A 26446-nucleotide genomic window follows, 5' to 3' on the forward strand; every position below is an offset into this window, starting at 1 on the left:
CGGGAGAAAAAAGGAGAGCGTTGTCGTTGTTAGAAAATGTATCAATCATTATACCATTCCAAACAGACAATGGGCCAAGGGCGAGGGCTTTTGAATGGATCAAAAAGTACTATGCCAAGGTCATGCCCGAAGCTGAACTATGTTTGGGAATCATCAGTGGAGACATTAATAAAGCGAAAGCCATCAACTTAGCAGCTAAAAAGGCTACAAAAGATATCTTTGTCATAGCAGATGCGGATGTCGTTTATGACCCCTCACTTATTGAGGAAGCCATCAAAGTACTAAAAAAAGCAGCATGGGTTGTTCCTTTTACTGAGATATATAATGTTGAAAAGCAAGGCACTAAAAAATTGCTTCAAACAAAACCAAAATGGCCGATGGATGTAAACTCCGGAGATTGTACAAAAGCAAATTGGCTTTATCAAGGTTTTGCCGGTAAACTCTTTGTCATACCAAGGGCAAACTTTGAAGCAGTCGGTGGTTTTGATGAACGGTTTATTGGCTGGGGAGGGGAGGATGATGCTTTTTCACATTCTGTCCGCACCCTATGCGGGGACATTGTAAATGTTAAAGGAAGAATCTATCATTTATGGCACCCAAGTTCAAGCTATCAAACAAACCCAAATGGAAAGGCGAATGCCAATCTTCTCGGACGCTATCAACGTGCAAGTGGCAACAAGAAGAAAATGGCCGAGATTATTAATGAACGACGGGAAAGGAATAATCCTATTAAAATAGAAAATGAAAATGCATCAACAGCTTCCCCCAACAGTAAAATCTGTTTTGCCATCCTTGTTCATGAAGACAGAGAGTTAGTTAAGCAGCTAATTGATAATGTCCGCTATTATTGCCCAAGCAGTACCATTGTCTTATACAACGGGGGAGAGGACCCGAAACTATGTGAGGGATTAGGTGTTCCTTTCTGCCCTTCCAGCCATAAATTAAAGCGGGGATGGACGACCATTTACTTTTTGGAAACAATGGAATGGATAGAAAAACAGGGGATACAGTACGATTATTTTATAAATATTGATTCGGATGCCTTGTTTATTAGAAAAGGCTATGAGGAATTTGTTCAAGAAGAAATGAAAGATACGGATTATATGGCCGTCAAACTGAGAATCCCAAAAAGCGGCTGGTATATTGGAAAAGAACTGAAGAAGGACATTAATCGTTGGAAAAAATTATTTAATGTTAACCCTTTCTATGGCGTATTTAATGTGGGCCAGGTGATTTCAAGGCCGCTCGTTCAAGCTTTACTAAAACAGGAACGGCTGGAAAGGCTAAAAAATGCTCTCAACAAAACGATTTCCTTCGGCACAGATGAGGTCCTGTTTGTTAACATGGCAAAGGAGCTTGGCTTCAGAATGAAAAAATATCCAAATGATACGGCCTCAACGATGATCCGCTATCGTCCATACTTTACACTGGACGAAATGATATCCTGCCTGAACAATAACGAAACTGGCGGGCTGTGCCACCCGGTGATAAGAGATCATGACGATCCAGTCCGAAAACTAATCCTTCATATGAACAGTGACACTCATACTAAACGATATAAAAGCAAGGAGTATCCATGGCACGATAGTAACCCTAATAATTATTCGATTACGATTCCAATCAAAAGTAAATTCGGAAACAATGAGCTTATCGTAAGGTCAGGTTCGTCCTTGACCCACTATTGGCAGGACCCGGATGGGGAATGGAATAAAAGTGAGACATTTGCTACTAACGTTGTCGGAACCCCGATATTTTTTCAAAATAATGCAGGTCAATTTGTAGTAGTCTGTAAATTAAAAAATGGCAGGCTTGGATTTTGGCTCAGGGACAATGAAGCATCCGGCTATCCTTGGTATGGACGGTCTGTTTCCCGGCAGGAGAATATTGATGAGCTGATCATGGGAACCCAGCTTCAGAATAACGGCTGTGTCATCGTGTATAAATCCAACAATCAATTTTATTATTGGGAGTTTGATAAAAGTATATGGAAAGACATTTTTTCCAAATAAAAAAATTGGTGCCCCGACATCGGGACACCTTTTTATATTTTAAGAGAGGTATTTTGGGATGAGTAAGAGGCCATAAAGACCAACTACCATTCCGAAGAGGGGATTGCTTCGATAACTTGGGGGTCCGTCGAGAATCCCTTCTTCTTAGATGTCCTTATTTTAGCGGGAAAGATTGAAGATGTTATGAAGAACTTATGATGATTTTGTGAAGTTACAAAAATCACAGACCCAAGATGATATATTAATGATATGGGGAGTGATAATAATGAAAATATTATTAGTCGACGATGAACGTAGAATCATAGAAGTTCTCGAAGCTTACCTAGAAAGAGAAGGCTATGAAATTCATAGCGCAGATAATGGAATAGATGCTTTAAAAAAGGCGAAAACCCTGCAGCCGGATTTAATCATATTAGACTTAATGCTTCCCGATATTTCCGGTGAAGAGGTTTGCCGGCTTGTCCGCAAGGAATCCGATGTGCCGATTCTGATGCTGACGGCCAAGTCAGCAGAAGACGACCGAATTAACGGCATTGTCATGGGCGCTGACGATTATTTAACGAAACCGTTCAGCCCGCGCGAGGTCGTTGTCCGCGTTCAGGCTATATTAAGGCGCGTCAAAAAGACCGAAAAGGTAGACCGCCTTGAATTTAACAGAAAGAAACTGGCGATAAATTTAGAGAAAAAAGAAGTAACCGTTAACGGACAATATATTACGCTTACCCCCATTGAATACAAGCTGTTAACCAACATGGCGGGCAATCCCGGCCGGGTGTACAGCCGTATGGATTTGCTTGAAAAAATTCAGGATGAAGGCATCTATTATGAAGGATATGAGCGCAGTGTTGATACCCATATCAAAAACCTGCGCAAAAAAATTGAGACCGACTCACGACAGCCGGAGTTCATCATGACTGTTTTTGGCATGGGCTACAAATTTGGAGGGATTCCCGATGCTGCAAACGCTCCGGTCTAAAATTCTCTTTTACCTGCTTTTGATTTCGATGATCGGTATATTGATCGTCAGCTTTTTTATTCAGTACGGTTTTGAAGAGAGTTTTAATAGTTACTTGGACCGGAATCGCGAAAAAAAGATTGATAGGGTGATCACCGAAATTGAAAAGGATTTTCGGCAAAATGGCCATTTTACAAGGGACCCGGTGTTTGCGATGCTGCACGAATATGCGATGGGCGATCAGCTTTATTTTCAGCTGTATGACCGCTACGGACAAATCCAGATGGACTCCTCCAATATCCGCAGCATGCTAAACAGTCTCGGCCTGACCGAACCGGAGCCAAGCGGTGAGGAATGGCATTCAAAAAATTATACACTCAAGGTCGACAATATCATGATTGGAAAGCTCGTCGCCATTTATCCAGAGGGCTTAATTGATGACGAGTACAAATTTATCCAAACCATCCAGTTATACATATATGCCGCTGTATGCTTAACCGTTGTGCTGGCGATTGTCTTCAGTATGCTTTTTTCAAAAAAATTAACCTCTGGTTTGAAAAAGCTCTCGTTTGCAGCCGATGAGTTGCAGCAGCACAACCTCAATATCCGCATCCCATTAAAGGGGCTGCCAACCGAGATCAAGCAGCTGGCCATTTCCTTTAATAATCTGGCGCAATCGCTGGCAAAGGAGGAAATGCTGCGGAAACAGTTTACGGGGGACTTAGCCCATGAGCTCCGAACCCCGCTTGCTACCTTAAGAAGTCAAATCGAGGCTTTTCAAGATGGAGTTTGGGAGCCGACACCACACCGCCTACAGGCCAGTCACGAGGAGCTGATGCGGTTGGTTAGGCTAGTCAATGAATTGGAAAAATTACTCGCCGCAGAAAACCCGCAAATGAAGCTCGAAAAAATAGAGCTCGATGCCGGCAGCGTACTGGCGGCATTATGGGAAATGTTTATGCCGATTTTTAAGGAAAAAGGAGTTCAGTTACATATTGAAGAGCCTGAGCAGGAGGAGATTTTTGAAGCAGACAAGGATCGCCTCATGCAAATTCTCTCTAATGTTCTTAATAATGCTTTGAAGTACACGCCGGAAGGAAAAAATGTGACCATTTCGGTGGCGACGGACCGCGATGGCTACGTCGGCTTTAGGATACAGGATGAAGGCTCCGGCATGGTGGAGGAAGACATCCCGCACATTTTCGAACGTTTCTACCGCGGCGATAAGTCCCGGGACCGAAAAACAGGTGGAGCAGGTATCGGACTTTCCGTTGTGAAAGCCTTAATGGACGCTCATAAAGGGATAATCAAAGTGAAAAGCAAGCTTGGAAAAGGAACAACAATGACGTTGTGGTTTCCGCGGGAAGATTAGTGTAAAGAAAGGGCCGCAGTTGTGCGGCCCTTTCTTTATGTAAGTAAATCGTTAATATTGTAAACCTTCCCGGTTTCAACGGTTCCACTTAAGACAAGATCTACTAATGCTCCGGCCACTACATCGGCTTTTAAGAGGACATTTTTTTCCTTGAACCCGATGAATTTTTCGAGGTCTTTAAAGGCATCTTGGGATGAAGAGCGGATCGTCTCTTGCATCTTTGTATCCATAACCCCGGGGCTGAAGGCGAAAATTTTATGATTGGTTCCTAGTTCCCTTTGCTCGAGAGCCGCTGTTTGCGTAAACATATTTAACCCGGCTTTTGAGCTGCAATACACACTCCAGCCTTCAATAGGATGGACAGCTGCCCCCGAAGTCACGTTGATGACCTGAATGGTTGTGTTTGTATGTTGGGCTTTATTTAAAAATAGATTGGTGATCAAGATTGGCGCGATTAAATTCACCTTAATGTTTCGAATAGTCGGCGTTTGGTCCAGGCTTCCAACCGTATGGATCGGCTCAATCACACCAGCATTGTTGAAAAGAAGAATTTCTTCAGGCTCTCCTTTAAAGATAAAATGGGCAACTTCCATAAAAACTTCCTGAACTTCTTTATCCAAGGCAAGATTACAGGAAAAATGTCTATAAATTACGCCTTTTTCAGCAGCAAGTTTTTTTAAATCCTCATTTTCAGTTCGGGACACCGATATCACGGCCATTTGTTCTTGGAAAAGACGCTTCGTAATGGCTTCGCCCAATCCTTTCGAGGCTCCGGTAACAATCGCATATTTCATGGAAAAATCCCCCTTATTTATAATCCTTACATTATTTTATGTCTGAGAAAGTTTTAATTCAAGTAAATAAAAAAGGCAGCTTCCCCAAAAGGGAAGCTGCAAAAACTTAACGTGCAATCGGATAGAACTTCTTCCACTCATTTAAGAAGGACTGGGTGGAAGAATTGGGATGTTCAAGGACCCGAGGGGTAGGTCCGGATTGCTTTACTTCGCCGCCAACGATAATTGCCAGCCGGTTTGTAAGATAATGAATTTCCATCAAATCGTGGCTCACAAACACAGCGGTTGTCCCGGTTGAGGAAATAATCTCCTTGAAATCTTCCATGAGCTTGATTTTCGTTGGAAAATCTAATGCTGAAAATGGCTCATCAAGAAACAGGATTTCCGGCTCGACAATCATCGCTCGCGCCAAATTGACTCGTTGTGCCTCGCCGCCAGATAAATAAAGGGCATTTTTTTTCGCCAAATGGCTAATCCCAAACAACTCCAGCCAATGCGTAACTTTTTCCTTAATGACACTTTTGGGAATCTTTCTTAACGTTAAACCAATGGCAATATTATAAAAAACAGTACCATCTAATAGTAATGACTGCTGCAGGGCAATCGAAAATTTCCGCCGCAACTCAAGAGGAGCGCTGCCAGAGGGAATTGTCTCACCACGGTAAAGAACTTCACCACCCGAAGGCTTCTCTAAAAAAGCAATCAGCTTCAGCAAAGTGCTTTTTCCCGCACCGTTCGGGCCCATAATCCCCAGAAATTCGCCGCTTTCAATTTGAAATTCAGGAATGTTAAGGATGCTCCGGTTCCCGGCATCATAAGTGATATTTTTCAATTCAATTAACGGTGTCACGAGAAACGCCTCCTTTGCTGCAGAAAAGTTAATGCCGCTGTAATCAACAGGGCAAGGGATAACAGGATAAACGACAAAGCCAATGCAATATTGAAGTTACCTTTTGAAACCTCCATCACGATGGTGGTCGTTAGGATGCGGGTATCTCCCTGGATATTCCCGCCGACCATCATCGCGGCGCCTACCTCGGCAATAACTCGGCCAAAGCCCGCCATAATTGCAGCAACAATCGCAATTTTTGACTGCTTGACGAGAATCATTAATGTCTGCAGCTTAGTAGCGCCAAGGGCTTTGATCTGTAACAGCATTTTTTCGTTGATTTGCTGGAAAGCCGAGCTTGTCAGGCTTGTCACGATTGGCAGTGAGACTAGTACCTGGGCCATTACAATGGCGGTCGGCGTATACAACATCCTCATCTCACCCAGCGGACCGGATCGCCATAAAAACATCGTAATCCACAGACCGGCAACAACAGGGGGCAGGCCCATGCCCATATTGATAAATAATAATAAAACCCGGCGGCCGCGGAATCGTGACAACCCAAGCAGGATCCCAAGCGGCAAGCCAATCAGGGTGCTAATCAAAATGGCAATCAGACAAACTTTTAGAGTCAGCCATGTAATCGCAAAAACCTCTGGATTACCGGTAAATATCATCTCTATCGCTTTCTTCAGTCCATCGATTAGCAGTTCCATAAGTACCTCCTGGTGCCGGGAAGGCCGTCCAATTAAAGGGCGGCCTCAAGCTAAGTTAAAATTTTATTCTGTATAGCTAATAAATAAAGATTGTCCATATTCTTTCTTGCCAAAGTTTTCAATTACTTCTTGAGTCTTCTTATCTACCATGAATTTAACAAACTTTTCTCCGTCCTTGCTGTTAACCATATTATGTTTTTCAGGGTTAACCTGCATGACGTGGTAAATGTTCATTAAATCTTGGCCGCCTTCAACGACAATTTTCAACGTGTCTAAGTTTTTCTCTTGAGCTAACCATGTGGCGCGGTCCGTTAATACATAGCCTTTTTTCTCAGCAGCAACCTGGAGGGTTTGTCCCATACCTTGACCAGTGGATACGTACCATTCACCTTCTGGCTTGATTGTATCTGCCTGCCAGATGCTTAGTTCTTTTTTGTGTGTACCAGAGTCGTCACCGCGTGAAATGAAAACACCCTTCGTATCAGCAATCTTTTTGAAAGCTGCTTTTATGTCCTGACCGCTTACACCGGCTGGGTTTTCCTTTGGCCCTACTAAAACAAAATCATTGTACATAACGCGTTTGTAGTTGATGGCATCGCCAGCGTCAACTACTGCTTTTTCAGCTGCAGGAGCGTGAACTAACAGGGCATCTGCTTCACCTTTTGTTCCCATTTCAAGGGCTTGTCCAGTACCAACGGCAATTGTTTTCACTTTTACGTTATTTTCTTTTTCAAACATTGGAATGATAACATCAAGCAGGCCGCTGTCCTGTGTACTGGTAGTGGTTGCTAAAATCATTTCTGTTGGAGCTGGTTTTTCTGCTGCCTTCTTTTCCTTAGGAGCAGCATTTGTTTTCGTATCGGAATTGCCGCACGCTGATAAAATTAATAGCATAAAAGCAAATAGAGTTATCAATAAGCGATTTTTTCTCATAAAATTAGTTCCTCCGATGTAGTTGTTTGATAGATGACTTTTCCTAAATCTGAAACATCATAACCTTCGAGATTGGTTAAGCTGTTTTTGAAACTGTCTGATTGCAGGAAGCGAATGAGTTCCGCCAGGCTTTGTTTGTTCTCTTCTGTGAAACGAAAAACAAGGTCAAAATTTTCCTTTGCAACCGGTATAAAATCAAGCCCTAACTGAATGGCAGCGGACTGAATGCCAAAGGCGACATCGACAATACCTCTGCTTATGTAGGAAGCTGCAGATAGGTGGTTCCATTCTTCGTTGCCATAGCCAAAAATTTTACTAGGATCGATTCCGTAGCTTGATAGTTTAGAATCTAGTAAAAAGCGCGTTCCTGCCCCTTTTTGCCTGTTAATAAAATGCACATCTTTTCTTGTCAGGTCGTGGAAATCCTGTATCCCTTTTGGATTCCCTTTGGCGACGATGAAGCCCTGCTCACGGGCGGCCAATCTCATCACCAAAATCGATTCATAAATAAATAATTGATGGATAAATGGCAGATTATATTCTTGTGATGTCGGGTCTAATAGATGGATGGCGGCAATATCAGATTGCCCACGATATAAGAGCATCAACCCTTCCAAACTTCCGATATAGGAAGGCTGGATTTGCAGGCTTAGGGCACTCGCTACCTGTTTGGAAATATGCTCAACCAGAAAGTCGTGGCTGCCGGACAAACGAATTGGTGCTGTATGATGGTAAACGGGTGAAGCCTGTTCTGCAGCCGGTTTCTTTGCTGGCGCTTTCATGTTTTCTTTATATCTTTCCAATTCCGCATGTTCGATTCTCATTTTATTACCGATCTTGAAGGCCTGAAGCTCTCCGCGTTTGATAAGCTCGTAAACGGTGTGCTTGGAAATTTGAAAAATCTGCGCGACTTCATCGGGAGTATAGGCCTTTTCCTCCATAACAATCCCTCCTTTTTCCTTAACGCATAAGTGCAACTACGCCTCATGAACCGTCCTTTGGGGTTCGCCAATCGGCTAGTTTTCTAATATTTTAAAAAAATCATATCATATTGAATGTGACTTTTGTTAAGTTTTGTAAGGTTTTATTAAGTTTTGTTTAGAAATGTCACGAATCGTTCATGGTTCTAATCAGAATTCATAATACGTTCACAAACTTCACCTATTGTTCAATAGTGAGCATATGAAGTTTGTTGTACTATTAATAGAAGGAGATTAATTTTTCAAAAAGGGAAGGGATTTGAATGTCCAAGCTTTTATATATAACCGCCAATCCGAAAGTAGATTCAAAGCTTTCAAAGGGGGCACAGATTGGGGAAGTGTTTCTTGAGGAATTCAAGAAAATACAGCCAGATGTTGAAATTGAGCATATGCACCTTTACAGCATGGATATCCCTGAAATAGACATGGATTTATTATATGGCCGGGCAAAGCTTTCGTTTATGGGGTATACGAAGGACCAGTTGTCTGAAGACGAGCGGACGAAGCTTGAAAAAATGCATGCGCTGGCCGAACGTTTTATCGCGGCCGATTACTATGTGTTCGTGACGCCAATTTGGAATCTCGGCGCACCGCCGATTTTAAAATCGTTTATGGATTGTATGTTTCTTCACGGAAAAACCTTTACGAACACGGAAAACGGCCCGAAAGGATTGCTGACAGGAAGGAAGGCGCTTCATATCCAAACCCGCGGCGGCATTTATTCAACCGGCCCATTGGTTGAATTTGAAATGGGTGACCGCTATTTAAGAAAGGCCCTAGAATTCCTCGGCTTTGAATTAATGGACACCGTCTATGCTGAAGGGTTGGACCATTATCCAAAACAAATCCCTGAAATCATGGCAGCGGCAAAAGAAAAAGCGGCTGATGCGGCCAGAGAAATGGCGAAAGCAATTGTTACCATATAAAAAAACACGGCTCGCACCGGATTGCGAGCCGTGTTTTTTAGAATTTTCCCGTAAACTGAAAGAACAGCACAATTAATCCCAGCGCCCAAACGTACACAGCAAACGGCTTCAAGGAATGCTTTTTCAAATAGCCGATCATCCATCTGACCGCTATATAACCGAAGAACGCAGAAGAGACAATTCCGACGAGTAAGGCAGACAGTGAAATTTCCTCCGCACTGCCGCCAAACAAATCCTTTGTTTGCAGAACAATCGCTCCGGCAATCGCCGGTGTTGACAACAGGAAGGAAAAATAGGCTGCCGTTTCCCGGTCAAGCTTACGCCAAAGCGCCGCCACAATCGTCATTCCCGAACGCGAAATGGCCGGCATAATCGCAACCGCCTGAAATGTGCCGATGATAAAGGCATCCTTATAGCTGATGTCGTCCATTCTCTTATGGCCGTTTTTCGCTGAATCGGCCAGCCACAGGAATAAACCTGTAATTAAAAACTCCCAGCCAATCGTTACGCCTGTTTTAGAAATTTCATCAATATAATCTTTAAAGGCCAGTCCGAAGATCACCGCTGGTATTGTTCCGACAATAAGCAAAAACGTTAATTTACTGAACGGTTTCTTGATGATTTTAATAAATTCATCCTTATAAAAGACAAACACAGCCAGCAATGTTCCCACATGCAGCATTGTATCGAGCAATAGGCCAGCTTCCTGCAGCCCGAACAAATTTCTTCCTAAATAAAGATGACCGGTACTGGAAATCGGCAGAAATTCCGTCAGCCCTTGAATAATCCCGAGGATAAGTGCTTCAAGTTTGGTTAACATATATTCCCTCTCAGTTCATATTTTTTTGGCTAAGCCTGTACATTCCATTCATATGCGTATTTTTACTTATTCATGAAAATCATCTGTTTTTTTACAGTTATGAAAAACAAATTATCTCCTAAAAGACAAAATAGGTGCAAAGGTGCTGCATTCTCCCATAAAATAAAAGTATAGTAATCCTCGAGAGGAGAATCGGGTTGGAAAATAAACATCTTTATTTTAATACTTCCATTGGGGTCAAAAAGCCGGAAAATTACCGTAATAAAGAGCAGGCTTGTCCATTTTGCGCCAGAGAAGAGCTTACCGACCTGATTGAGGTCGATGGTCCGATTATTCTCTTGAAAAATAAATATCCCGTATTGGAAAATGCCTATCAAACCGTGTTAATTGAAACGGACGATTGTCATGCGGAACTATCCACCTATTCAAAAGAGCATTTACATAGATTGATTAGGTTTGGATTGAAGCATTGGCTGGAGATGGAAGAGAGCGGAGGCTTTAAATCCGTTATTTTTTTCAAAAATCATGGCCCGTTATCTGGAGGCACCCTGGCCCATCCGCATATGCAAATTATTGGACTGAATGATCTTGACTATAAAGAAAGAGTCGAGCCTGAAATGTTTGAGGGCATTCTGATTGCTGAAGATAATGGGGTCCGCTTTACGCTTTCCACTAAGCCGCGTGTTGGTTTTTACGAGTTTAATATGGAAATGCCGGAGTTCGGCTATCAGGAGCGCTTTGCGGAATATATGCAAATGGCTGCTCATTATATTCTTCATCATTTTCCCTTTAGGGCGACGAGCTATAATATTTTCTTCCATCATCTTGATGGAAAAATTTACGCCAAGGTTGTACCTAGGTTTGTAACGACGCCGCTTTATATTGGCTACGGTCTTCCGCAGGTGCCGAATAATCTGAATTGGATGGCGGACGAAGTGAAGCGGATTTATTTTTAGATTATGTAAATTCACCCAAACACGGTTTGAAAGTTGTGATTTGTGTTCATTAAAAATATAATGGAGGAATGTACAAGTCTTTTTTTTAAGGTGGGACTTCTTCGTGACTTCAAAGAACACAACCTCCAAGATTGATTACAGTCTTGTTTTGATAGTATTATTGTTGTTTTTGGCTAGCTGTGTGTCGATATATAGTGCGCAGGCGAGCGGTCAATATAAGGAAAACTTTCTGCTGAAGCAAATTGTCTGGTATGCGGTTGGCGGCGGAATTGTCGCGGCGGTGATGACGCTGGATTCCGATCAGCTCCGCAAATTAACTTGGTACGCTTACGGCTTTGGGATCTTTTTGCTCGGCTTTTTAATTGTTGCACCGACCAGCATTGCTCCTGTAATTAACGGGGCGAAAAGCTGGTATAAGGTTCCTGGCATGGGATCTTTGCAGCCTTCTGAGTTTGTAAAGATTTTTATCATTTTGGCACTGGCGCGGGTGATTGATGACCATCATCAAAAAAATCAAGTTAAAACGCTGCAGACTGACTTTTGGCTGCTGGTGAAGCTTGGTCTTGTGACAATGGTGCCGTTGCTCTTGGTGATGCAGCAGCCTGACTTAGGAACCTCGCTCGTATTTTTGGCCATTTTATTAGGGATGATCTTTATCTCGGGCATTTCATGGAAACTGCTTGTGCCCATGTTCTCAGCCGGAATTGTGCTAGCATCAACCATTCTCTATTTTGTTTTATGGAAGCCTGATTTGCTGGAAAAATATCTAGGTGTCAAACAGTATCAGTTCGGCCGGATTTATTCATGGCTCGACCCTTATAATTTCCAAAGCTCGGCCGGTTATCAGCTAACCAAATCGTTAATGGCGATTGGCTCTGGGCAAACTGGAGGGAAAGGCTATGGCCACCGGGAAGTATATTTGCCGGAAAGCCATACTGACTTTATTTTCAGTGTTGTCGGCGAGGAATTCGGCTTTATTGGCGCAAGTGTGCTGATTAGTTTGTTCTTTTTGCTAATTTACCATATTACAAAGGTTGGAATGGAAACAAAGAATCATTTTTATACCTACATTTGTGTTGGTGTCATCAGCATGATTACCTTCCACGTTTTCCAAAATATCGGCATGACCATCGGGGTCCTGCCAATCACCGGTATTCCGCTCCCGTTCATCAGCTACGGGGGAAGCGCGTTGATGGGGAATATGCTGGGGCTGGGATTGATTTTTTCCATTAGGTATCATTATAAAAAGTATATGTTTTCGACAACGGCATAATTGGTTTGAAAAAGAGCGACTTTGTTTCGCTCTTTTTTTCTGTCTGTACTGGGTTTGGCGGATAACATTTGGAAGTCGGCGGATAACTCCTTGAACTTGGCGGATATCCGGCCAGATTTGGCGGATAACTCCTATATTTCGGCGGAAATCTGCCCCAATTTGGCGGATAACTCTCCAAATATGTCCACAAAGGAGAAAGAGCAGGGCCATGGCAAGCCCTGCTCTTTCAATGTGAATTGTATATGGGAAGTTTTTTTAAAAACTATTTCTTAAGCATGATTTTTTCAAGATCATCTAGCATCAAGTTTGCCGCAATAACCCCTCCGGCAGTGTTCCAAACAGCATCGCTGACCTCATGGGCATTGCCGTTTTTAACAACATTTAAGTTTTTCCAAAGCGGGTCCGTTGTCCATTCCTTAGCGGTATTTAAAGCAGTCTGGTCGCCGTTAGGAGCGTAAGTGAAGTAGAAAAGAACGTCCGCGTCCATTTTCGGGATGACCTCTTTGCCAACCTCAACTGCCAGATTTCCAAGTTTATTAGAAGGTGTAAATAGCTCAGCCTGCTGGGCAGCACGCTTAAATCCTAACTCTTTAAAAATCACCCCAGAGAAGGAATCTGTATAATAGATTCGGGATTTTCCAGCCATAAAGCGGACGACTGAAACCTCCTGATTTACTTTGTCACCAAGTTTTTCCTTTAATGATGCAACTTTATTATCGAAATCGCTTAACAACTTGTTGCCTTTTTCTTCTTGATTGACAGCTTTTGCATATAATTTAAAGTTTTCCTTCCAATCACCCCGCAGCGTTTCAGAAAAAACGGTTGGGGCAATCGCACTAAGTTGATTGTATACTGCTTCCTGACGCATCTTGGTACCGATAATTAAGTCCGGCTTCAGTGCAACGATTTTTTCCACATTAACTTCGCTTTCAGTTCCGACAACTTCTACGCCATTCATGTCTTTTTTAATATGATCATACCATGGGTCGCCTAGCCACGATTGAACAGCGCCGACTGGTTTAATGCCTAAAGCTAATAATGCTTCAGTTCCTTCGTTTGTCAAAACCACCACGCGTTTAGGTGTGCCCTTAATTGTGGCAGAGCCCATCGCATGTTCAACTGTATACGATTTTTCGGTTGTAGTTCCATTTTCCTTCTTCTCTGTTGATTTTTCTGTATTCCCGCCGCCGCAAGCCGCCAATAAGAAAACAGCCATGACGGAAAAGAGGGTTAGAAATGATTTTAATGCTTTCATCTAGGTATGTATCCTCCTTATCTAATTGTGAATGATAATCATTTTCATTTATAACCTAATCATAATGTGCCTGCCGTTCAGCTGTCAACAGTTTTATTGAAAATGATTTTCAAAATCAATCACATTTTCATGAAGGCTGGCACCATCATAATTGAAAACGGTTATCAATTTAATTGACAATCATTATCAATTAGCGATAGACTAAAGTAGTGAGAGGATTTGACTAAAGATAAAGAGAGAAAGGTTTTTCAACATGCTTTTAAAAAGTTCCTCCTTAAAATGGGCCGGCTTATTTGCGGCTATTATTCTAATGCTGTTACTTATGTGTGCGAGTGTCATCTTCGGATATACAGACACGAATTTGCAAATGGCGATTGACGCTTTTACAAACAATAATGGCTCAAATGAGCATATCATCATTCAAACGGTCCGGCTGCCGCGGGCATTGATTGCTTCCGTAGTCGGCGCAAGTCTCGCTATTGCCGGGGTGTTAATGCAAACCTTAACGAAAAATCCGTTGGCATCACCCGGGATTTTTGGGATTAATGCGGGGGCAGGGTTCGCTGTAGTAGTCGCGATTACCTTATTTTCTATTGATAGTACACAAGGATTTAATGCATTAGCCTTCCTTGGAGCAGCGGTCGCGGCCATCAGCGTTTATGTCATTGGCTCCGTAGGTCGCGGCGGTTTAACACCAATGAAACTCACATTAGCGGGTGCAGCCATGGCGGCTATGTTCTCGTCTTTTACGCAAGGTTTGCTCGTTTTGAACGAAGCCCTCTTGGATCAGGTGCTGTTTTGGCTCGCTGGTTCGGTCTCCGGCCGAAAGCTGGAAACGCTTGTTTCAGTCTTGCCATACATAGGAGCAGGCTGGCTTGGTTCCCTCATGATTTCTGGAAAAATGAATATCCTTGCTATGGGGGAAGACGTAGCGAAAGGGCTTGGGTTAAATACCGGGTTCATTAAAATCGGCATTGGGGTGCTTGTCATTTTATTGGCTGGCGGATCCGTTGCCGTGGCCGGACCGATTGGTTTTGTGGGAATTGTCGTGCCGCATCTCACGAGGTCGATTGTTGGCATTGACCATCGCTGGGTCATTCCAATGGCCGGGGTTTTAGGTGCCATATTACTATTGGCAGCCGATATTGCTGCCCGATATTTGTTAATGCCGTCAGAGGTCCCTGTCGGCGTGATGACTGCCATCATTGGAACTCCGTTTTTCATTTACATTGCAAGAAAGGGGTTCAATGCACGATGAGCAAATATAAAAATTTCCGTCTGTTTAATGGCAGGTTCTCCGTTTTAATGGACCGAAAAGCTGGAATTACTTTTACCGTCCTGCTGATCATCACGTTTGCGGTTTTTGTCCTGAGTACGGGATCCGGGGAAATGAAAATTAATCCTCTGACCGTTTTAAAGGTTTTATTTGGCTCCGGGCCGGATATGGAGACGCTGGTAATCACCTCCTTCCGCCTGCCGCGCATTATTGTCGCCCTCATTGTTGGCATGTGTTTAGCAACAGCTGGCGGTATTTTGCAAGGGATGATCCGCAATCCGCTGGCATCTCCTGATGTATTGGGAATTACCGGCGGGGCGGCGGTTGCGGTAGTAGGCTTTTTGGCGATGTTTAGCGATAAAAACCATTCGCTGACCGTCAGCATTGCTTGGCTCCCGCTAGCCGCTTTTATTGGCGCTGGGGTTGTAGCATTTTTGGTTTATTTCCTTGCTTGGAAAAATGGAGTTTCACCGATTAGGCTTGTGTTAATTGGAATCGGAATTTCCACCCTTATGCAGGCATTAACAACCCTTTTGATGGTGATGGGTCCCATTTATCAGGCGAGTCAGGCAAATATTTGGATTACCGGAACCGTCTATGGCTCCAATTGGAAAAACGTCGCCATTCTTGCCCCATGGGCAGTGATTTTTTTGATTATTGCCTTTGTGGCAGCGCGGACGCTAAATATCCAAGAGCTTGGCGATGACGTAGCGACTGGCTTGGGTGAAAAGGTACAGAAGCACCGCTTTCTATTATTAATGATTAGTACGGCATTAATCGGCGGTTCCGTGGCATTTGCCGGTGGCATTGGCTTTGTCGGGCTAATGGCACCGCATATGGCGCGCAGACTTGTCGGGTCGTCCTTTGGTGCGTTGCTGCCGGTTTCAGCATTGCTTGGCGGAATCCTTGTGATGCTGGCAGACCTGATCGGCCGGACGATGTTTTCACCGTTGGAGGTGCCTGCAGGAGTATTTACAGCAGGAATCGGTGCCCCTTACTTTATTTACTTACTTTTTAAAACTAGAAATATCTAAATCTTGCTGAAGGAGCTGGCTTTATATGACAAGTTCGATTGAAACAAAGGAGTTGTCCATATCCTACGGAGAAACTCTCATCATAAAGGAATTAGATTTAAAAATTCCTAAGGGTGAAATTACTGTCTTTATAGGTGCAAATGGATGCGGAAAATCGACTCTGCTTCGTTCAATTGCCCGTCTTCTAAAGCCGAAAAGCGGCTCTGTTCTTCTGGATGGTAAAGCAATCTCCAAGTTATCGACAAAGGAGATTGCAAAAAAAATGGCGATTTTGCCACAGTCACCGACTGCACCTGAAGGCTTAACTGTCCTGCAGCTTGTTAAGCAGGGACGCTATCCACACCAAACTTGGCTGCGGCAGTGGTCGGAAGAGGATGAGAAAAAGGTAAACGATGCCCTTAAAGCAACACGGCTAGAGGATTTAAAGGACAGACCAGTGGATTCCCTTTCCGGCGGCCAAAGGCAACGGGCTTGGATTGCCATGACCCTGGCTCAGGATACGGAAATTATTTTACTTGATGAGCCGACGACCTACCTGGACATGACCCACCAAATCGAGATTCTAGATTTGCTTTTTGAATTAAATGAGAAGAAAAAACGGACGGTGGTCATGGTGCTACACGACCTAAATCTTGCCTGCCGTTATGCCCATAATATTGTCGCCATCAAGAATCAAAACGTCTACGCCCAGGGAAAGCCGGAGCTTGTAATCAACTGCAGCCTGGTGAAAGACGTATTTGAAATGGACTGCGAGGTAACAATGGACCCGCTGTTCGGAACTCCACTATGCATTCCATATGGCAAGGGAAGATGTATATTAGATAAGGCGGCGGCTGCCAATGGTTAAACTGCTGACAGATGAAGAAATTGCTGTACTAAGTAAATACAGGCTTAAAGCTGCTTTGGAAGATTCCTTTGAAGCAGCTCATTTACTTGATGAAGCCTTCTTAAAAAATTTTATGGCGGACCTTTCCGATGCGATTGGTGCTCCTTCGGAAAAAATAGCTGCCTCGATTTTTATCAAAAGATATGCCTTTTTAGCGGTAATTTCGCTTTATGCGATGACCGCTTGGAATAAAAAAATCAATGTTTCGTTAGATAAAGTGAGGATGGAGTCAGCATCTAAATTGGAAAACTGGCTCCCGGCCTTCTCTCTCAAGGATTTTACAGCTGACGATTGGGATACCAGGGAAGCACGTTTTGAATGGCGGAAAGGTGTGGTCAAAGAGCTTTTTGCAAAAAATATTTACCCGCTGATAACACTGTTTGAAAAAACATATGGTATTTCGAAATTGATTCTGTGGGAAAATATTGCTGTTTATATATTTTGGCTGTACGAATCACAATTAACAGAACATAAAAATGCAGTAGAGGATTTTTCGTTCTTAATTTTTGAAGCGGAAGGGTCTTTGTTTGGCCGCTATAAGCTGAACCCACTGCAAAAATATTACGTTGAAAAAATCTATTTGGATGAGCAGGCAGAGGAGGTACGTATTAGAAAAACGTGCTGCTTTACATACCAGCTTGAGGGCAGCAGCAAACGCTGCAAAACTTGCCCGTGCAGTCTAAATGTCAAGAATGGAAGGTGTCAGGAAGATGGAGAAGGATTTTGCTCAGCAGTTCGAGGCCTTGCTTGAGAAATATAGTGAGCTGTTGGTTGGGGAAACTGATGGAGAGACAAAAGAAAAAGTTAAAGCTTGGGCGCTGTACTCGCATATCGCCAAGTCGATGCCAGCGTTAATCGGCCACTGGAGTGCGCTTTATCCGGAAGCGCGCGCGGAGATGAAAGAAATCATTAATGAAATTAAAGTGTTAAATGAACAGCATCGGAAGTCTACGCAGAAGTAATTTTTCGATTCGCCGATAGAATTGTCGGATTCGCCGATAGAGACTTGAAATTCGCCGATAGAAGTCTAGAATTCGCCGATAGAATCGAAAAATTCGCCGATAGACAACTAGGAATGCAAATTTCCACCAAAAAAGGTGCTCCAAACTGAACCCGGGAGCACCTTTTTTCTAACAATTATCGCTTAAATTGACTATTCTGGCTGTTTTGCTTGTCCACTCCGCTTGCTTCGCGGCCGGGTCCGGCATTTCCTTGCACACTCGCTGCGCTGACGCCTGCCTTAGACGGATTTTTCTTCATTTTCGCCATTGTTTATCACCTCAAAACATAGGTTGCCCAGCCCCCAAAATATATATCGTAGTGATAAGAAGAATCATTATTCAAAAAAATTTCAATTTTCCACGTTTACCGATTGCACAATTTTTTGAAATATCTTATAGTAATTAGTAGTAAAACTCATTCAGGTGTTTGAAATTTTTTTTACCCAAAAAATGAATGAGGATTCATTCAAAGTTTGAAGGGGGAGACAATGTTGAACCAATTAATCAAAAAAGCAGCCGTTTTAGGGTCCGGAGTAATGGGTTCGGGTATTGCGGCACATCTAGCTAATATCGGCATTCCAACACTATTATTGGATATCGTGCCACGTGAATTGACAAAAGAAGAAGCAGCCAAAGGACTTACATTAGAAGATAAACAGGTACGCAACCGCATCGCAGCCACAAACATTCAAAAATTACTTAAGCAAAAGCCGGCACCACTTTCAACCAAGAAGAATATCGCGCTAATCGAAGCAGGTAATCTTGAAGATGACCTTGAGAAACTGAAAGATGTTGACTGGGTGATCGAAGTAGTCGTTGAAAACCTCAATGTTAAGAAGCAAGTTTTTGAAAAAGTTGACCAATACCGCAAACCAGGCAGCATCATTAGCTCCAATACTTCTGGTATCTCTGTTGAAGCGATGGTAGAAGGCCGTTCAGAGGATTTCCAAAAGCACTTCCTTGGAACACACTTTTTCAACCCGCCGCGCTACCTGAAATTATTAGAGATTATCCCTACACAGTATACTGACGCAGAAGTGCTTTCATTCATGAAAACATTTGGTGAGGATATCTTAGGTAAGGGTGTTGTTGTAGCGAAGGATACACCAAACTTTATCGCCAACCGCATCGGAACTTACGGCCTGCTCGTCACTGTCCGCGAAATGTTAAAGGGCGGGTACAGTGTTGGTGAAGTTGATTCCCTCACTGGTCCACTAATTGGCCGTGCAAAAAGTGCTACCTTCCGAACTCTTGATGTAGTTGGACTAGATACTTTCTATCACGTCGCTGGAAACGTGTACGAAAAAGTCGAAGGCCATGAGAAGGAAGTTTTTGAAGTACCTGCTTTCCTTAAGCAAATGATTGAAAACGGCTGGTTAGGAAGCAAGTCTGGTCAAGGTTTCTTCAAGAAACAAGGTAAAGAAATTCTTGAACTGGATCCACATACACTTGAATACGGTCCACGCAAAAAACTGTCCACCCCTTCCATGGAGTTGGCGAAACAGGAGAAAGGCACCGGCAACAAATTGAAAGCGCTTGTTTACGCAAATGACCGTGCTGGACAATTCTTGTGGAATACCAACTCTCAAAACTTAGTTTATTCCGCTAAGCTTTTAGGAGAAATTGCAGACAATATCGTCTCCATTGACCGTGCCATGAAATGGGGCTTCGGCTGGGAGCACGGACCGTTCGAAGCATGGGATGCCATCGGTGTTGAAAAATCGGTAGCGAAGATGAAGGAACAAGGCATGGAAGTCCCTTCGTGGGTAACCGAAATGCTCGAAAAAGGCTTCACTTCCTTCTATAAAGAAGAAAATAACGAGCTTTACTACTACGATAAAGGTGAATACAAGCTTGTTGAGTTCAATCCAAAAACGATTGATCTTAAGAAAATTAAGAAACAAAAAGGCGTTATTAAGAAAAACAGCGGCGCAAGCCTAATCGATATCGGTGATGGAGTAGCACTCTTAGAGTTCCATTCTCCAAACAATGCACTTGGCATGGACACGATCCAAATGATCAACTTTGCTGTTGATGAAGTGGAGAAAAACTACAAGGGCCTTGTTATTGGTAACCAAGGCAAGAACTTCTGCGTCGGTGCTAACCTGGCAATGATGCTGATGGAAGCGCAGGATGATAACTATTGGGAGCTTGACATGGTAGTTCGTCAGCTTCACAAAGCGTTATTAAAAGTAAAATACAGCGCCAAACCGGTTGTCGCAGCGCCATTTGGCATGACACTCGGCGGCGGGGCTGAGGTTTGCTTGCCATCTGCACATATTCAAGCTTCTGCTGAAACGTATATGGGTCTTGTTGAAGTCGGTGTCGGCCTGCTGCCAGGCGGTGGCGGAAACAAAGAGCTTTACATTAAGCACTTGGAAAACTTTCCGAACGGCGTACAATTTGACCTGCAGCAGGTTGCCAATAAAGTTTTTGAAGCAATTGCCACTGCGAAGGTTTCCACTTCCGGTGAAGAAGCACGTGAAAACAATTTCTTAAGCAAAGCCGACGGCATCAGCGTCAACGGCGACCATCTTTTATACGATGCGAAGCAGGCTGTTCTTGCACTGCATGAGAAAGGTTACAAAGCACGCGTGAAGAAAAAGGTTCCGGTTGTCGGTGAAACAGGCTATGCAACACTTTTACTTGGTGCTGAAGCGATGAAGCTTTCCGGCTACATCTCTGAGCATGATTTAAAAATTGCCAAGAAAGTTGCCTACGTCATTGCCGGCGGTAAAGTACCATATGGTACCGAAGTCGACGAGGAATATCTATTAGACCTTGAAAGAGAAGCTTTCTTAAGCTTAATCAAAGAACCGAAAACACAGCAGCGCATGCAGCACATGCTTGTGAAAGGGAAGCCGTTAAGAAACTAGAAAACGAGCTTGAAGTATTAAACGTTAACTGACAGCCAGGGGGGGCCTCGCGCCCTTGGCAGACATATAGATTCGTATATTCCAAGATTGGAAGAAAGAGAGGGAATTTGCATGAGAGAAGCGGTAATCGTTGCCGGAGCAAGAACACCGGTCGGCAAATCGAAAAAAGGAACGCTTGCCCAGGTTCGTCCTGATGATTTGGGAGCATTAGTCGTTAAAGAAACATTAAAGCGTGCCGGAAATTATGATGGGAATATCGATGATTTAGTCATAGGCTGCGCGACACCTGAAGCAGAGCAAGGCATGAACGTGGCAAGAAACATTGGGGCATTGGCAGGACTTCCGCACACGGTTCCAGCCATTACTGTCAATCGTTTCTGTTCATCCGGTTTGCAGGCAGTTGCCTATGCAGCACAATCTATTATGCTTGGTCATACGGACACGGCGATCGCCGGCGGCGTGGAATCAATGAGCTTGCTGCCAATGGGCGGACACGTGATCCGGCCAAACGCAAAACTAGTCGAAAGCGCACCGGAATATTACATGGGAATGGGTCATACAGCTGAAGAGGTAGCGAAAAAATATGGCATTACCCGTGAAGAGCAAGACGCTTTTGCAGTAAGAAGCCATCAACGAGCTTTCAAAGCCATCCAGGAAGGCAAATTTGTTGATGAAATCGTTCCAGTTGATGTTACTTTCCGCACTGTCGGCAAAGACAATAAACTGGTTGAAAAAACAATCAAGTTTTCTGTTGATGAAGGTGTTCGTCCGGAAACAAATCTTGAAACACTTGCAAAGCTTCGTCCTGCATTCTCGGTAACAGGTTCAGTAACTGCCGGTAATGCATCACAAACAAGTGATGGTGCGGCGGCTGTGATGATTATGGACCGCGAAAAAGCTGAAGCGCTTGGCCTTAAGCCATTGGCAAGATTCCGCTCCTTCGCCGTTGGCGGCGTACCACCGGAAATTATGGGTGTCGGACCGGTTGTCGCTGTTCCGAAGGCTCTTAAACTTGCTGGTCTTGAGGTTTCCGATATCAACCTGTTTGAATTAAACGAAGCCTTTGCTTCCCAGTCCATCCAGGTCATCCGAGAGCTTGGCCTTGATGAAGAAAAAGTGAACGTAAACGGCGGTGCGATTGCATTAGGCCATCCGCTTGGCTGTACAGGTGCAAAGTTAACCTTAACGCTAATCAATGAACTAAGACGCAGACAGGAACAATTCGGTGTCGTTACCATGTGTATCGGCGGCGGAATGGGTGCTGCAGGTGTATTCGAATTACTTTAATTTATTTGGCGGCCCTGCCCTCGAGCGAGTCGCCCTCACCCTGCCAATTTAAAATTAGGAGGAATTTTCGATGACTGAAACTAAAAAAATCATTAAAGGCGGAGCCTTTTTAATTGAAGATCTTACTTATGACCAAATCTTTACCCCGGAAGATTTTACGGAAGAGCATTTAATGATTGCCAAGACAGCTGAAGACTTTGTGGAAAAAGAAGTTCATCCTGTTCTTGAGCGTCTTGAAAACCATGAATTTGATATTACTGTCAAGCTTTTAAAGGAAGCTGGCGAACTAGGTCTTTTAGCTGCTGACGTGCCTGAAGAGTACGAAGGTTTAGGCTTGGACAAAATCACTTCATCTTTAATTACTGAAAAAATGGCCGGCGGCGGAGGTTTCGCGCTTTCCCACGGTGCACACGTTGGTATTGGCTCGCTGCCAATCGTTTTATTCGGTAACGAGGACCAAAAGAAACGCTATTTACCAGCTCTTGCATCTGGTGAAAAACTAGCTGCTTACGCATTGACTGAGCCAGGTTCAGGTTCTGACGCTCTAGGCGCAAGAACGACTGCCAAATTAAATGCAGAAGGCACTCACTATATTCTAAACGGCGAAAAGCAATGGATCACCAACGCCGGCTTCGCAGATGTATTTGTTGTTTACGCTAAAATTGACGGTGAAAAGTTCTCAGCATTTATCGTAGACCGTAGCTTCCCTGGCGTTTCTACCGGCGCTGAAGAAAAGAAAATGGGTATCAAGAGCTCATCCACTCGTACCCTAATTTTAGAAGATGTCCCAGTTCCAGTTGAAAACCTATTAGGCGAAATCGGCAAAGGCCATGTTATCGCGTTCAACATCTTAAATATCGGTCGTTACAAGCTTGCAATCGGTGCTGTGGGCGGTTCCAAGAAAGCATTTGAAATGACTGTAAAATATGCAAACGGCCGTCAGCAATTCAAAACACCAATTTCTCAATTTAATTTAACAAAAGAAAAGTTCGGAACATTGGCTTCTGAAATTTATGCTGCTGAAAGCTCCGTATGGCGTACAATCGGCCTATATGAAGAAAACCAAGGTAAGCTTTCCGATGAAGAAACTAAAGATATTAAGAAACTTGCGGATTCTATCGCTGAATATGCAATCGAGTGTTCATTAAACAAATTCTTCGGCAGTGAAGTACTCGCCCATGTGGTTGACGAAGGTGTACAAATCCATGGCGGTTACGGCTTCATGCAGGAGTACCCAATTGAAAGAGCATACCGTGACGCCCGTATCCAGCGTATTTTCGAAGGAACAAACGAAATCAACCGTCTTCTTGTTCCTGGAACGCTTGTGAAAAAAGCGATCAAAGGCGAGCTTCCATTATTCCAAAAAGCAATGGCCCTTCAAGAAGAATTAATGATGTTAATGCCTGAAGAGCCAGGCGATGAGCCATTAGCACAGGAAAAATATCTAGTAAAGCAAGCTAAGAAGCTTGCGCTAGTTGCCGCTGGTTTATCAGCTCAAAAATTTGGTAAGGCCCTTGAAAAAGAGCAAGAAATCCTTGCAAATATCGCTGATATCATTTCTGACGTATATTCAATGGAATCTGTTGTGTTACGTACTGAAAAAGCAATTGCCAAAGACGGTGCAGAAAAGAACCAGCAGAAGCTTCTTTACACTCAAATCTTCTGCCAAGAAGCGTTCAACCGTATCGAAGCTGTTGCTAAAGAAACACTTGTGGCTGTTGAACAAGGCGACATGCTGCGCATGATGCTTTCCACACTAAGAAAGCTGACTCGCCACACTCCAATCAACGTAATTGCGAAAAAACGCGAAGCTGCCGATGTCATCATCGAAGCAGAACGTTATTTAGTTTAATATCTTGTACCGGGTCCCCTTTGTTCATGTAGGGGCCCTTTTTTATTTTTGAATTTTTTCGAAACTTGGCAGGATTTTCACGAAATTAGTCGAATTGTTTGGTTGGATATTTTTTATTTTGAAAATGGTTATGGTAATATTCAATTATGACTGAATTAAAAGGCGGTGAAAGGATGTCTTTGACTTTTTACTGGTATCCGAAGTGCGGAACATGTCGAAACGCAAAAAAGTGGCTTGACCAGCATGAAGTTAATTACGAGCCTGTACATATCGTGGAAAACCCTCCATCCCGTGAGGAAATACGAGATTTTTATCAAAAAAGCGGCTTGGAATTAAAGAAGTTTTTCAACACTAGCGGAATGAAATATCGTGAATTAGGCGTTAAAGACAAATTAAAGACCGCTTCCGAAGATGAACTGTTAGACTTGCTTGCGTCTGACGGCATGTTGCTGAAACGCCCGATTTTAACAGACGGTGAACATGTCACTGTCGGCTTTAAAGAAGATGAGTTTGAGAAAGTATGGACGAAATAGTCCATCATTAAAATGGCAATCGATTTATTTCGATGATAGATATTATTAGAAAAATCATGGAGGGATTTAGACAATGAGCACACCAAAAGAATTGCGTTATACTGAAGAACATGAATGGGTAAAAAACGAAGGCAGCCTCGTGCGTATTGGCATCACCGACTTTGCACAGCATGAATTAGGAGACATTGTTTTCGTTGAACTTCCTGAAGTCGGCGATGAGATCAATGCCGGCGAACCATTCGGCAGCGTTGAGTCTGTTAAGACGGTTTCCGAACTTTATTCTCCGGTAAGCGGCAAGGTTGTGGAAATTAACGAAGATTTGAATGACAACCCTGAATATGTGAACGAATCTCCATATGAAAAAGCATGGATGATCGTGGTTGAAGTCTCAAATAGCGGCGAGCTGGATGAACTGCTGACTGCTGAGCAATATGAAGAAATAATTAAAGAAGATTAATTTTTTGAGCAAAAAAGCGCCCATTGCGGGTGCTTTTTCTTTTTATTACCACTTTTTCTTCTGCGTTAATGGGGAAGCTATAAATAAAATTATATGGCAGGTGGAAAAAATGACATTGAATCAACATAAGATAGACGTAACAGACCGGGTAGTGGGCAAGCTCAAAAATGGAGAATTAGAGCTGTTTTTGGAAAATCAGTCAATCGGCATATGTAAGCTTCCAGAGAATGTTCAAATGAAGCTTGAACATCATTTTGAAGCCGAAGGCCAAAAAATATATCAGCATGTCACCAAAACAGAGGGCCGGGATGCCAAGTATACTGACTGTGATGATGGTGGATGGTGCTGAGAAATGAAAAGATTCCATCATCTTTTAAGCAAATTCCTATTTTTAAAATACTAATGATGGTATAGTTGACATACAAAGATGTGTACACGTATTAGTAATTCCGGAATATGTTAACAGTAAACCACTTCATATCAGGTGATGGATGATGAATGATTCGTATGTTGACAAAGTTCTTATTGTCGAAGGAAAGTCGGACAAAAACAAGGTCAAGAATATTTTAAAAGAGCCCGTCGAAATAATTTGTACAAACGGGACCATTAGCCACACAAAGTTGGATGAGTGGATTGATATTCTTGAGGACAAAGATGTCTACATTCTTGTTGACGCCGATGCTGCAGGTGAAAAGCTGCGCAAGCTTTTTAAAAGAGAATTTCCAAATGCAGAGCATTTATATATAGACCGAATGTACCGCGAAGTGGCAACCGCCCCAGAGCACCACTTAGCAACGGTTTTGCTGGGGGCAAACATTGACGTGCATAAAGAGTTTTTAGAGATGGGCTGAAGTTACTGATGTTAGAATGGAATCGAGATGAATTTTCCGCGTTTTGGGAGAGCGGTGAGCGCGGTGTAGTTTACTTTTATACACCTATGTGCGGGACCTGCCAAGTGGCCGGGAAAATGCTAGTTGTCGCGGAGGCAGCACTTGGGGATGTTAGTATTGGAAAAATGAACCTAAACTACTACCCCGATTTGGCTCGGTCTTTTGCGATTGAAAGCGTGCCGTGTTTATTGTTTGTGGAAGGTGGGCGTGTTGCAGAGACGCTTTATGCATTTCATTCGGTTCCGTATGTGTTAGAGAAGATTAAAAAGTACTTGAGATGATGAGCAGACGCCGGGTGGGGCGTCTGTTTTCTATTTAAATAAGGTATATCATACATAATAAAGTCCCAAGTTGCCAATGGGGTATTGGCTACTGAGATTAAGACAAAGTTGAGAGTATGGTAGCCAATTGAGGGCTATTGGCTACCGAGACTTAGTCAAAAGTGGAAACAGGGTAGCCAAAGAGGGCGATTGGCTACCGAAGTTCAGCCAAAAGTGGAAACAGGGTAGCCAAAGAGGGTGATTGGCTACCGAAGT

The 26446-nt window shown here is 43.3% G+C and carries 27 protein-coding genes; 19 read left to right on the top strand and 8 right to left on the bottom strand.

Features of this window, described 5'->3' with window-relative positions:
• Positions 1 to 26: 26 nt before the first annotated feature.
• The 3 genes from ACNQGS_RS18150 to ACNQGS_RS18160 all read left to right on the top strand — a co-directional run bounded on the left by ACNQGS_RS18150 (position 27) and on the right by ACNQGS_RS18160 (position 4336).
• Complete coding sequence (locus ACNQGS_RS18150; RefSeq protein ID WP_491488555.1) at positions 27 to 2009, top strand: galactosyltransferase-related protein; 1983 nt, start codon at positions 27 to 29, stop codon at positions 2007 to 2009.
• 265 nt (positions 2010 to 2274) lie between these two features.
• Positions 2275 to 2985: a response regulator transcription factor gene (locus ACNQGS_RS18155; protein WP_491488556.1), complete on the top strand. Its 711-nt coding sequence runs from the start codon at positions 2275 to 2277 to the stop codon at positions 2983 to 2985.
• On the top strand, positions 2963 to 4336 hold the full coding sequence (locus tag ACNQGS_RS18160; protein WP_491488557.1) for a HAMP domain-containing sensor histidine kinase: 1374 nt from the start codon (positions 2963 to 2965) through the stop codon (positions 4334 to 4336). Before ACNQGS_RS18155 ends, ACNQGS_RS18160 begins: the two co-directional genes overlap by 23 nt.
• A 35-nt stretch (positions 4337 to 4371) precedes the next feature.
• Here ACNQGS_RS18160 and ACNQGS_RS18165 read toward each other — a convergent pair whose 3' ends face one another.
• From ACNQGS_RS18165 to ACNQGS_RS18185, 5 genes are all read right to left on the bottom strand, one after another.
• Entirely contained in the window at positions 4372 to 5130 is a 759-nt protein-coding gene (locus ACNQGS_RS18165) for a (S)-benzoin forming benzil reductase (RefSeq protein ID WP_491488558.1), read from the bottom strand.
• A gap of 106 nt (positions 5131 to 5236) precedes the next feature.
• The gene (locus ACNQGS_RS18170; RefSeq protein ID WP_491488559.1) at positions 5237 to 5980 is read right to left on the bottom strand and encodes an ABC transporter ATP-binding protein; all 744 of its coding nucleotides are present in this window, start codon (positions 5978 to 5980) and stop codon (positions 5237 to 5239) included.
• Positions 5977 to 6675, bottom strand: coding sequence for an ABC transporter permease (locus ACNQGS_RS18175; protein ID WP_491488560.1), 699 nt, complete (start codon positions 6673 to 6675; stop codon positions 5977 to 5979). The genes ACNQGS_RS18170 and ACNQGS_RS18175 overlap by 4 nt, the downstream gene beginning before the upstream one ends.
• Positions 6676 to 6738: 63 nt before the next feature.
• A complete protein-coding gene (locus ACNQGS_RS18180; RefSeq protein ID WP_423799505.1) occupies positions 6739 to 7608 on the bottom strand; it encodes an ABC transporter substrate-binding protein in 870 nt (289 codons plus the stop codon).
• Positions 7605 to 8549, bottom strand: coding sequence for a helix-turn-helix transcriptional regulator (locus tag ACNQGS_RS18185; protein ID WP_491488561.1), 945 nt, complete (start codon positions 8547 to 8549; stop codon positions 7605 to 7607). The genes ACNQGS_RS18180 and ACNQGS_RS18185 overlap by 4 nt, the downstream gene beginning before the upstream one ends.
• 302 nt (positions 8550 to 8851) lie before the next feature.
• On the opposite strand from ACNQGS_RS18185, the gene ACNQGS_RS18190 reads away from it, so the two are divergent.
• Positions 8852 to 9514, top strand: a complete 663-nt coding sequence (locus ACNQGS_RS18190) for an FMN-dependent NADH-azoreductase (RefSeq protein WP_378582877.1) — start codon at positions 8852 to 8854, stop codon at positions 9512 to 9514.
• 37 nt (positions 9515 to 9551) lie between these two features.
• Here the strand turns inward: ACNQGS_RS18190 and ACNQGS_RS18195 are convergent, their stop codons facing one another.
• A complete protein-coding gene (locus ACNQGS_RS18195) occupies positions 9552 to 10334 on the bottom strand; it encodes an undecaprenyl-diphosphate phosphatase (RefSeq protein WP_491488562.1) in 783 nt (260 codons plus the stop codon).
• 197 nt (positions 10335 to 10531) lie between these two features.
• On the opposite strand from ACNQGS_RS18195, the gene ACNQGS_RS18200 reads away from it, so the two are divergent.
• On the top strand, positions 10532 to 11290 hold the full coding sequence (locus tag ACNQGS_RS18200; protein WP_491488563.1) for a DUF4931 domain-containing protein: 759 nt from the start codon (positions 10532 to 10534) through the stop codon (positions 11288 to 11290).
• Between the two features lie 103 nt (positions 11291 to 11393).
• Positions 11394 to 12563, top strand: a complete 1170-nt coding sequence (gene rodA, locus ACNQGS_RS18205; RefSeq protein ID WP_213144307.1) for a rod shape-determining protein RodA — start codon at positions 11394 to 11396, stop codon at positions 12561 to 12563.
• Positions 12564 to 12825: 262 nt separating this feature from the next.
• Here rodA and ACNQGS_RS18210 read toward each other — a convergent pair whose 3' ends face one another.
• A complete protein-coding gene (locus tag ACNQGS_RS18210; protein WP_491488564.1) occupies positions 12826 to 13818 on the bottom strand; it encodes an ABC transporter substrate-binding protein in 993 nt (330 codons plus the stop codon).
• 253 nt (positions 13819 to 14071) lie between these two features.
• Between ACNQGS_RS18210 and ACNQGS_RS18215 the strand changes: the two genes are divergently transcribed.
• Genes ACNQGS_RS18215 through ACNQGS_RS18235 form a run of 5 tightly spaced genes read left to right on the top strand, consistent with a single transcriptional unit; the run spans position 14072 to position 17976 of the window.
• Entirely contained in the window at positions 14072 to 15076 is a 1005-nt protein-coding gene (locus ACNQGS_RS18215; protein ID WP_491488565.1) for a FecCD family ABC transporter permease, read from the top strand.
• Positions 15073 to 16128: a FecCD family ABC transporter permease gene (locus ACNQGS_RS18220; protein WP_491488566.1), complete on the top strand. Its 1056-nt coding sequence runs from the start codon at positions 15073 to 15075 to the stop codon at positions 16126 to 16128. The genes ACNQGS_RS18215 and ACNQGS_RS18220 overlap by 4 nt, the downstream gene beginning before the upstream one ends.
• Before the next feature lie 25 nt (positions 16129 to 16153).
• Positions 16154 to 16975 (top strand): ABC transporter ATP-binding protein, encoded by an 822-nt coding sequence (locus ACNQGS_RS18225; protein WP_491488567.1) that lies wholly within the window; start codon positions 16154 to 16156, stop codon positions 16973 to 16975.
• Complete coding sequence (locus ACNQGS_RS18230; RefSeq protein WP_491488568.1) at positions 16968 to 17765, top strand: IucA/IucC family C-terminal-domain containing protein; 798 nt, start codon at positions 16968 to 16970, stop codon at positions 17763 to 17765. Before ACNQGS_RS18225 ends, ACNQGS_RS18230 begins: the two co-directional genes overlap by 8 nt.
• Positions 17725 to 17976 (top strand): DUF2573 family protein, encoded by a 252-nt coding sequence (locus tag ACNQGS_RS18235; RefSeq protein WP_491488575.1) that lies wholly within the window; start codon positions 17725 to 17727, stop codon positions 17974 to 17976. The genes ACNQGS_RS18230 and ACNQGS_RS18235 overlap by 41 nt, the downstream gene beginning before the upstream one ends.
• A 175-nt stretch (positions 17977 to 18151) precedes the next feature.
• Here the strand turns inward: ACNQGS_RS18235 and ACNQGS_RS18240 are convergent, their stop codons facing one another.
• Positions 18152 to 18283 (bottom strand): YuzL family protein, encoded by a 132-nt coding sequence (locus ACNQGS_RS18240; protein ID WP_213117818.1) that lies wholly within the window; start codon positions 18281 to 18283, stop codon positions 18152 to 18154.
• Positions 18284 to 18503: 220 nt separating this feature from the next.
• Between ACNQGS_RS18240 and ACNQGS_RS18245 the strand changes: the two genes are divergently transcribed.
• The 8 genes from ACNQGS_RS18245 to ACNQGS_RS18280 all read left to right on the top strand — a co-directional run bounded on the left by ACNQGS_RS18245 (position 18504) and on the right by ACNQGS_RS18280 (position 26191).
• Positions 18504 to 20891, top strand: coding sequence for a 3-hydroxyacyl-CoA dehydrogenase/enoyl-CoA hydratase family protein (locus tag ACNQGS_RS18245; RefSeq protein ID WP_491488569.1), 2388 nt, complete (start codon positions 18504 to 18506; stop codon positions 20889 to 20891).
• 111 nt (positions 20892 to 21002) lie between these two features.
• Positions 21003 to 22178 carry an acetyl-CoA C-acetyltransferase gene (locus ACNQGS_RS18250; RefSeq protein ID WP_491488570.1) on the top strand — a complete coding sequence of 392 codons (1176 nt, stop codon included), beginning with the start codon at positions 21003 to 21005 and terminating at the stop codon, positions 22176 to 22178.
• A 70-nt stretch (positions 22179 to 22248) separates the two neighbouring features.
• Entirely contained in the window at positions 22249 to 24030 is a 1782-nt protein-coding gene (locus ACNQGS_RS18255; protein WP_491488571.1) for an acyl-CoA dehydrogenase FadE, read from the top strand.
• 173 nt (positions 24031 to 24203) lie between these two features.
• Positions 24204 to 24563 carry an arsenate reductase family protein gene (locus tag ACNQGS_RS18260; protein WP_217032103.1) on the top strand — a complete coding sequence of 120 codons (360 nt, stop codon included), beginning with the start codon at positions 24204 to 24206 and terminating at the stop codon, positions 24561 to 24563.
• A gap of 73 nt (positions 24564 to 24636) precedes the next feature.
• Positions 24637 to 25020 carry a glycine cleavage system protein GcvH gene (gene gcvH, locus ACNQGS_RS18265; RefSeq protein ID WP_491488572.1) on the top strand — a complete coding sequence of 128 codons (384 nt, stop codon included), beginning with the start codon at positions 24637 to 24639 and terminating at the stop codon, positions 25018 to 25020.
• 109 nt (positions 25021 to 25129) lie between these two features.
• Positions 25130 to 25369 carry a YusG family protein gene (locus ACNQGS_RS18270; RefSeq protein WP_491488573.1) on the top strand — a complete coding sequence of 80 codons (240 nt, stop codon included), beginning with the start codon at positions 25130 to 25132 and terminating at the stop codon, positions 25367 to 25369.
• A gap of 145 nt (positions 25370 to 25514) precedes the next feature.
• The gene (locus ACNQGS_RS18275; RefSeq protein ID WP_213117825.1) at positions 25515 to 25871 is read left to right on the top strand and encodes a toprim domain-containing protein; all 357 of its coding nucleotides are present in this window, start codon (positions 25515 to 25517) and stop codon (positions 25869 to 25871) included.
• A gap of 8 nt (positions 25872 to 25879) precedes the next feature.
• Complete coding sequence (locus tag ACNQGS_RS18280; protein ID WP_491488574.1) at positions 25880 to 26191, top strand: thioredoxin family protein; 312 nt, start codon at positions 25880 to 25882, stop codon at positions 26189 to 26191.
• The last annotated feature ends 255 nt before the right edge of the window (positions 26192 to 26446 follow it).

It is taken from the genome of Neobacillus sp. PVCKKU3, from assembly GCF_058323225.1.

What these genes read in the sequence shown, in the direction of transcription:
- ACNQGS_RS18230 (WP_491488568.1), top strand. Translation starts at nt 16,968, where the DNA reads ATGGTTAAACTGCTGACAGATGAAGAAATTGCTGTACTAAGTAAATAC.
- ACNQGS_RS18180 (WP_423799505.1), bottom strand. Translation starts at nt 7,608, where the DNA reads ATGAGAAAAAATCGCTTATTGATAACTCTATTTGCTTTTATGCTATTA.
- ACNQGS_RS18225 (WP_491488567.1), top strand. Translation starts at nt 16,154, where the DNA reads ATGACAAGTTCGATTGAAACAAAGGAGTTGTCCATATCCTACGGAGAA.
- ACNQGS_RS18260 (WP_217032103.1), top strand. Translation starts at nt 24,204, where the DNA reads ATGTCTTTGACTTTTTACTGGTATCCGAAGTGCGGAACATGTCGAAAC.
- ACNQGS_RS18240 (WP_213117818.1), bottom strand. Translation starts at nt 18,283, where the DNA reads ATGGCGAAAATGAAGAAAAATCCGTCTAAGGCAGGCGTCAGCGCAGCG.
- ACNQGS_RS18175 (WP_491488560.1), bottom strand. Translation starts at nt 6,675, where the DNA reads ATGGAACTGCTAATCGATGGACTGAAGAAAGCGATAGAGATGATATTT.
- ACNQGS_RS18245 (WP_491488569.1), top strand. Translation starts at nt 18,504, where the DNA reads ATGTTGAACCAATTAATCAAAAAAGCAGCCGTTTTAGGGTCCGGAGTA.
- ACNQGS_RS18250 (WP_491488570.1), top strand. Translation starts at nt 21,003, where the DNA reads ATGAGAGAAGCGGTAATCGTTGCCGGAGCAAGAACACCGGTCGGCAAA.
- ACNQGS_RS18155 (WP_491488556.1), top strand. Translation starts at nt 2,275, where the DNA reads ATGAAAATATTATTAGTCGACGATGAACGTAGAATCATAGAAGTTCTC.
- ACNQGS_RS18210 (WP_491488564.1), bottom strand. Translation starts at nt 13,818, where the DNA reads ATGAAAGCATTAAAATCATTTCTAACCCTCTTTTCCGTCATGGCTGTT.
- ACNQGS_RS18255 (WP_491488571.1), top strand. Translation starts at nt 22,249, where the DNA reads ATGACTGAAACTAAAAAAATCATTAAAGGCGGAGCCTTTTTAATTGAA.
- ACNQGS_RS18190 (WP_378582877.1), top strand. Translation starts at nt 8,852, where the DNA reads ATGTCCAAGCTTTTATATATAACCGCCAATCCGAAAGTAGATTCAAAG.
- ACNQGS_RS18215 (WP_491488565.1), top strand. Translation starts at nt 14,072, where the DNA reads ATGCTTTTAAAAAGTTCCTCCTTAAAATGGGCCGGCTTATTTGCGGCT.
- ACNQGS_RS18220 (WP_491488566.1), top strand. Translation starts at nt 15,073, where the DNA reads ATGAGCAAATATAAAAATTTCCGTCTGTTTAATGGCAGGTTCTCCGTT.
- ACNQGS_RS18165 (WP_491488558.1), bottom strand. Translation starts at nt 5,130, where the DNA reads ATGAAATATGCGATTGTTACCGGAGCCTCGAAAGGATTGGGCGAAGCC.
- ACNQGS_RS18160 (WP_491488557.1), top strand. Translation starts at nt 2,963, where the DNA reads ATGCTGCAAACGCTCCGGTCTAAAATTCTCTTTTACCTGCTTTTGATT.
- ACNQGS_RS18235 (WP_491488575.1), top strand. Translation starts at nt 17,725, where the DNA reads ATGGAGAAGGATTTTGCTCAGCAGTTCGAGGCCTTGCTTGAGAAATAT.
- gcvH (WP_491488572.1), top strand. Translation starts at nt 24,637, where the DNA reads ATGAGCACACCAAAAGAATTGCGTTATACTGAAGAACATGAATGGGTA.
- ACNQGS_RS18185 (WP_491488561.1), bottom strand. Translation starts at nt 8,549, where the DNA reads ATGGAGGAAAAGGCCTATACTCCCGATGAAGTCGCGCAGATTTTTCAA.
- ACNQGS_RS18270 (WP_491488573.1), top strand. Translation starts at nt 25,130, where the DNA reads ATGACATTGAATCAACATAAGATAGACGTAACAGACCGGGTAGTGGGC.
- ACNQGS_RS18195 (WP_491488562.1), bottom strand. Translation starts at nt 10,334, where the DNA reads ATGTTAACCAAACTTGAAGCACTTATCCTCGGGATTATTCAAGGGCTG.
- ACNQGS_RS18280 (WP_491488574.1), top strand. Translation starts at nt 25,880, where the DNA reads ATGTTAGAATGGAATCGAGATGAATTTTCCGCGTTTTGGGAGAGCGGT.
- ACNQGS_RS18275 (WP_213117825.1), top strand. Translation starts at nt 25,515, where the DNA reads ATGAATGATTCGTATGTTGACAAAGTTCTTATTGTCGAAGGAAAGTCG.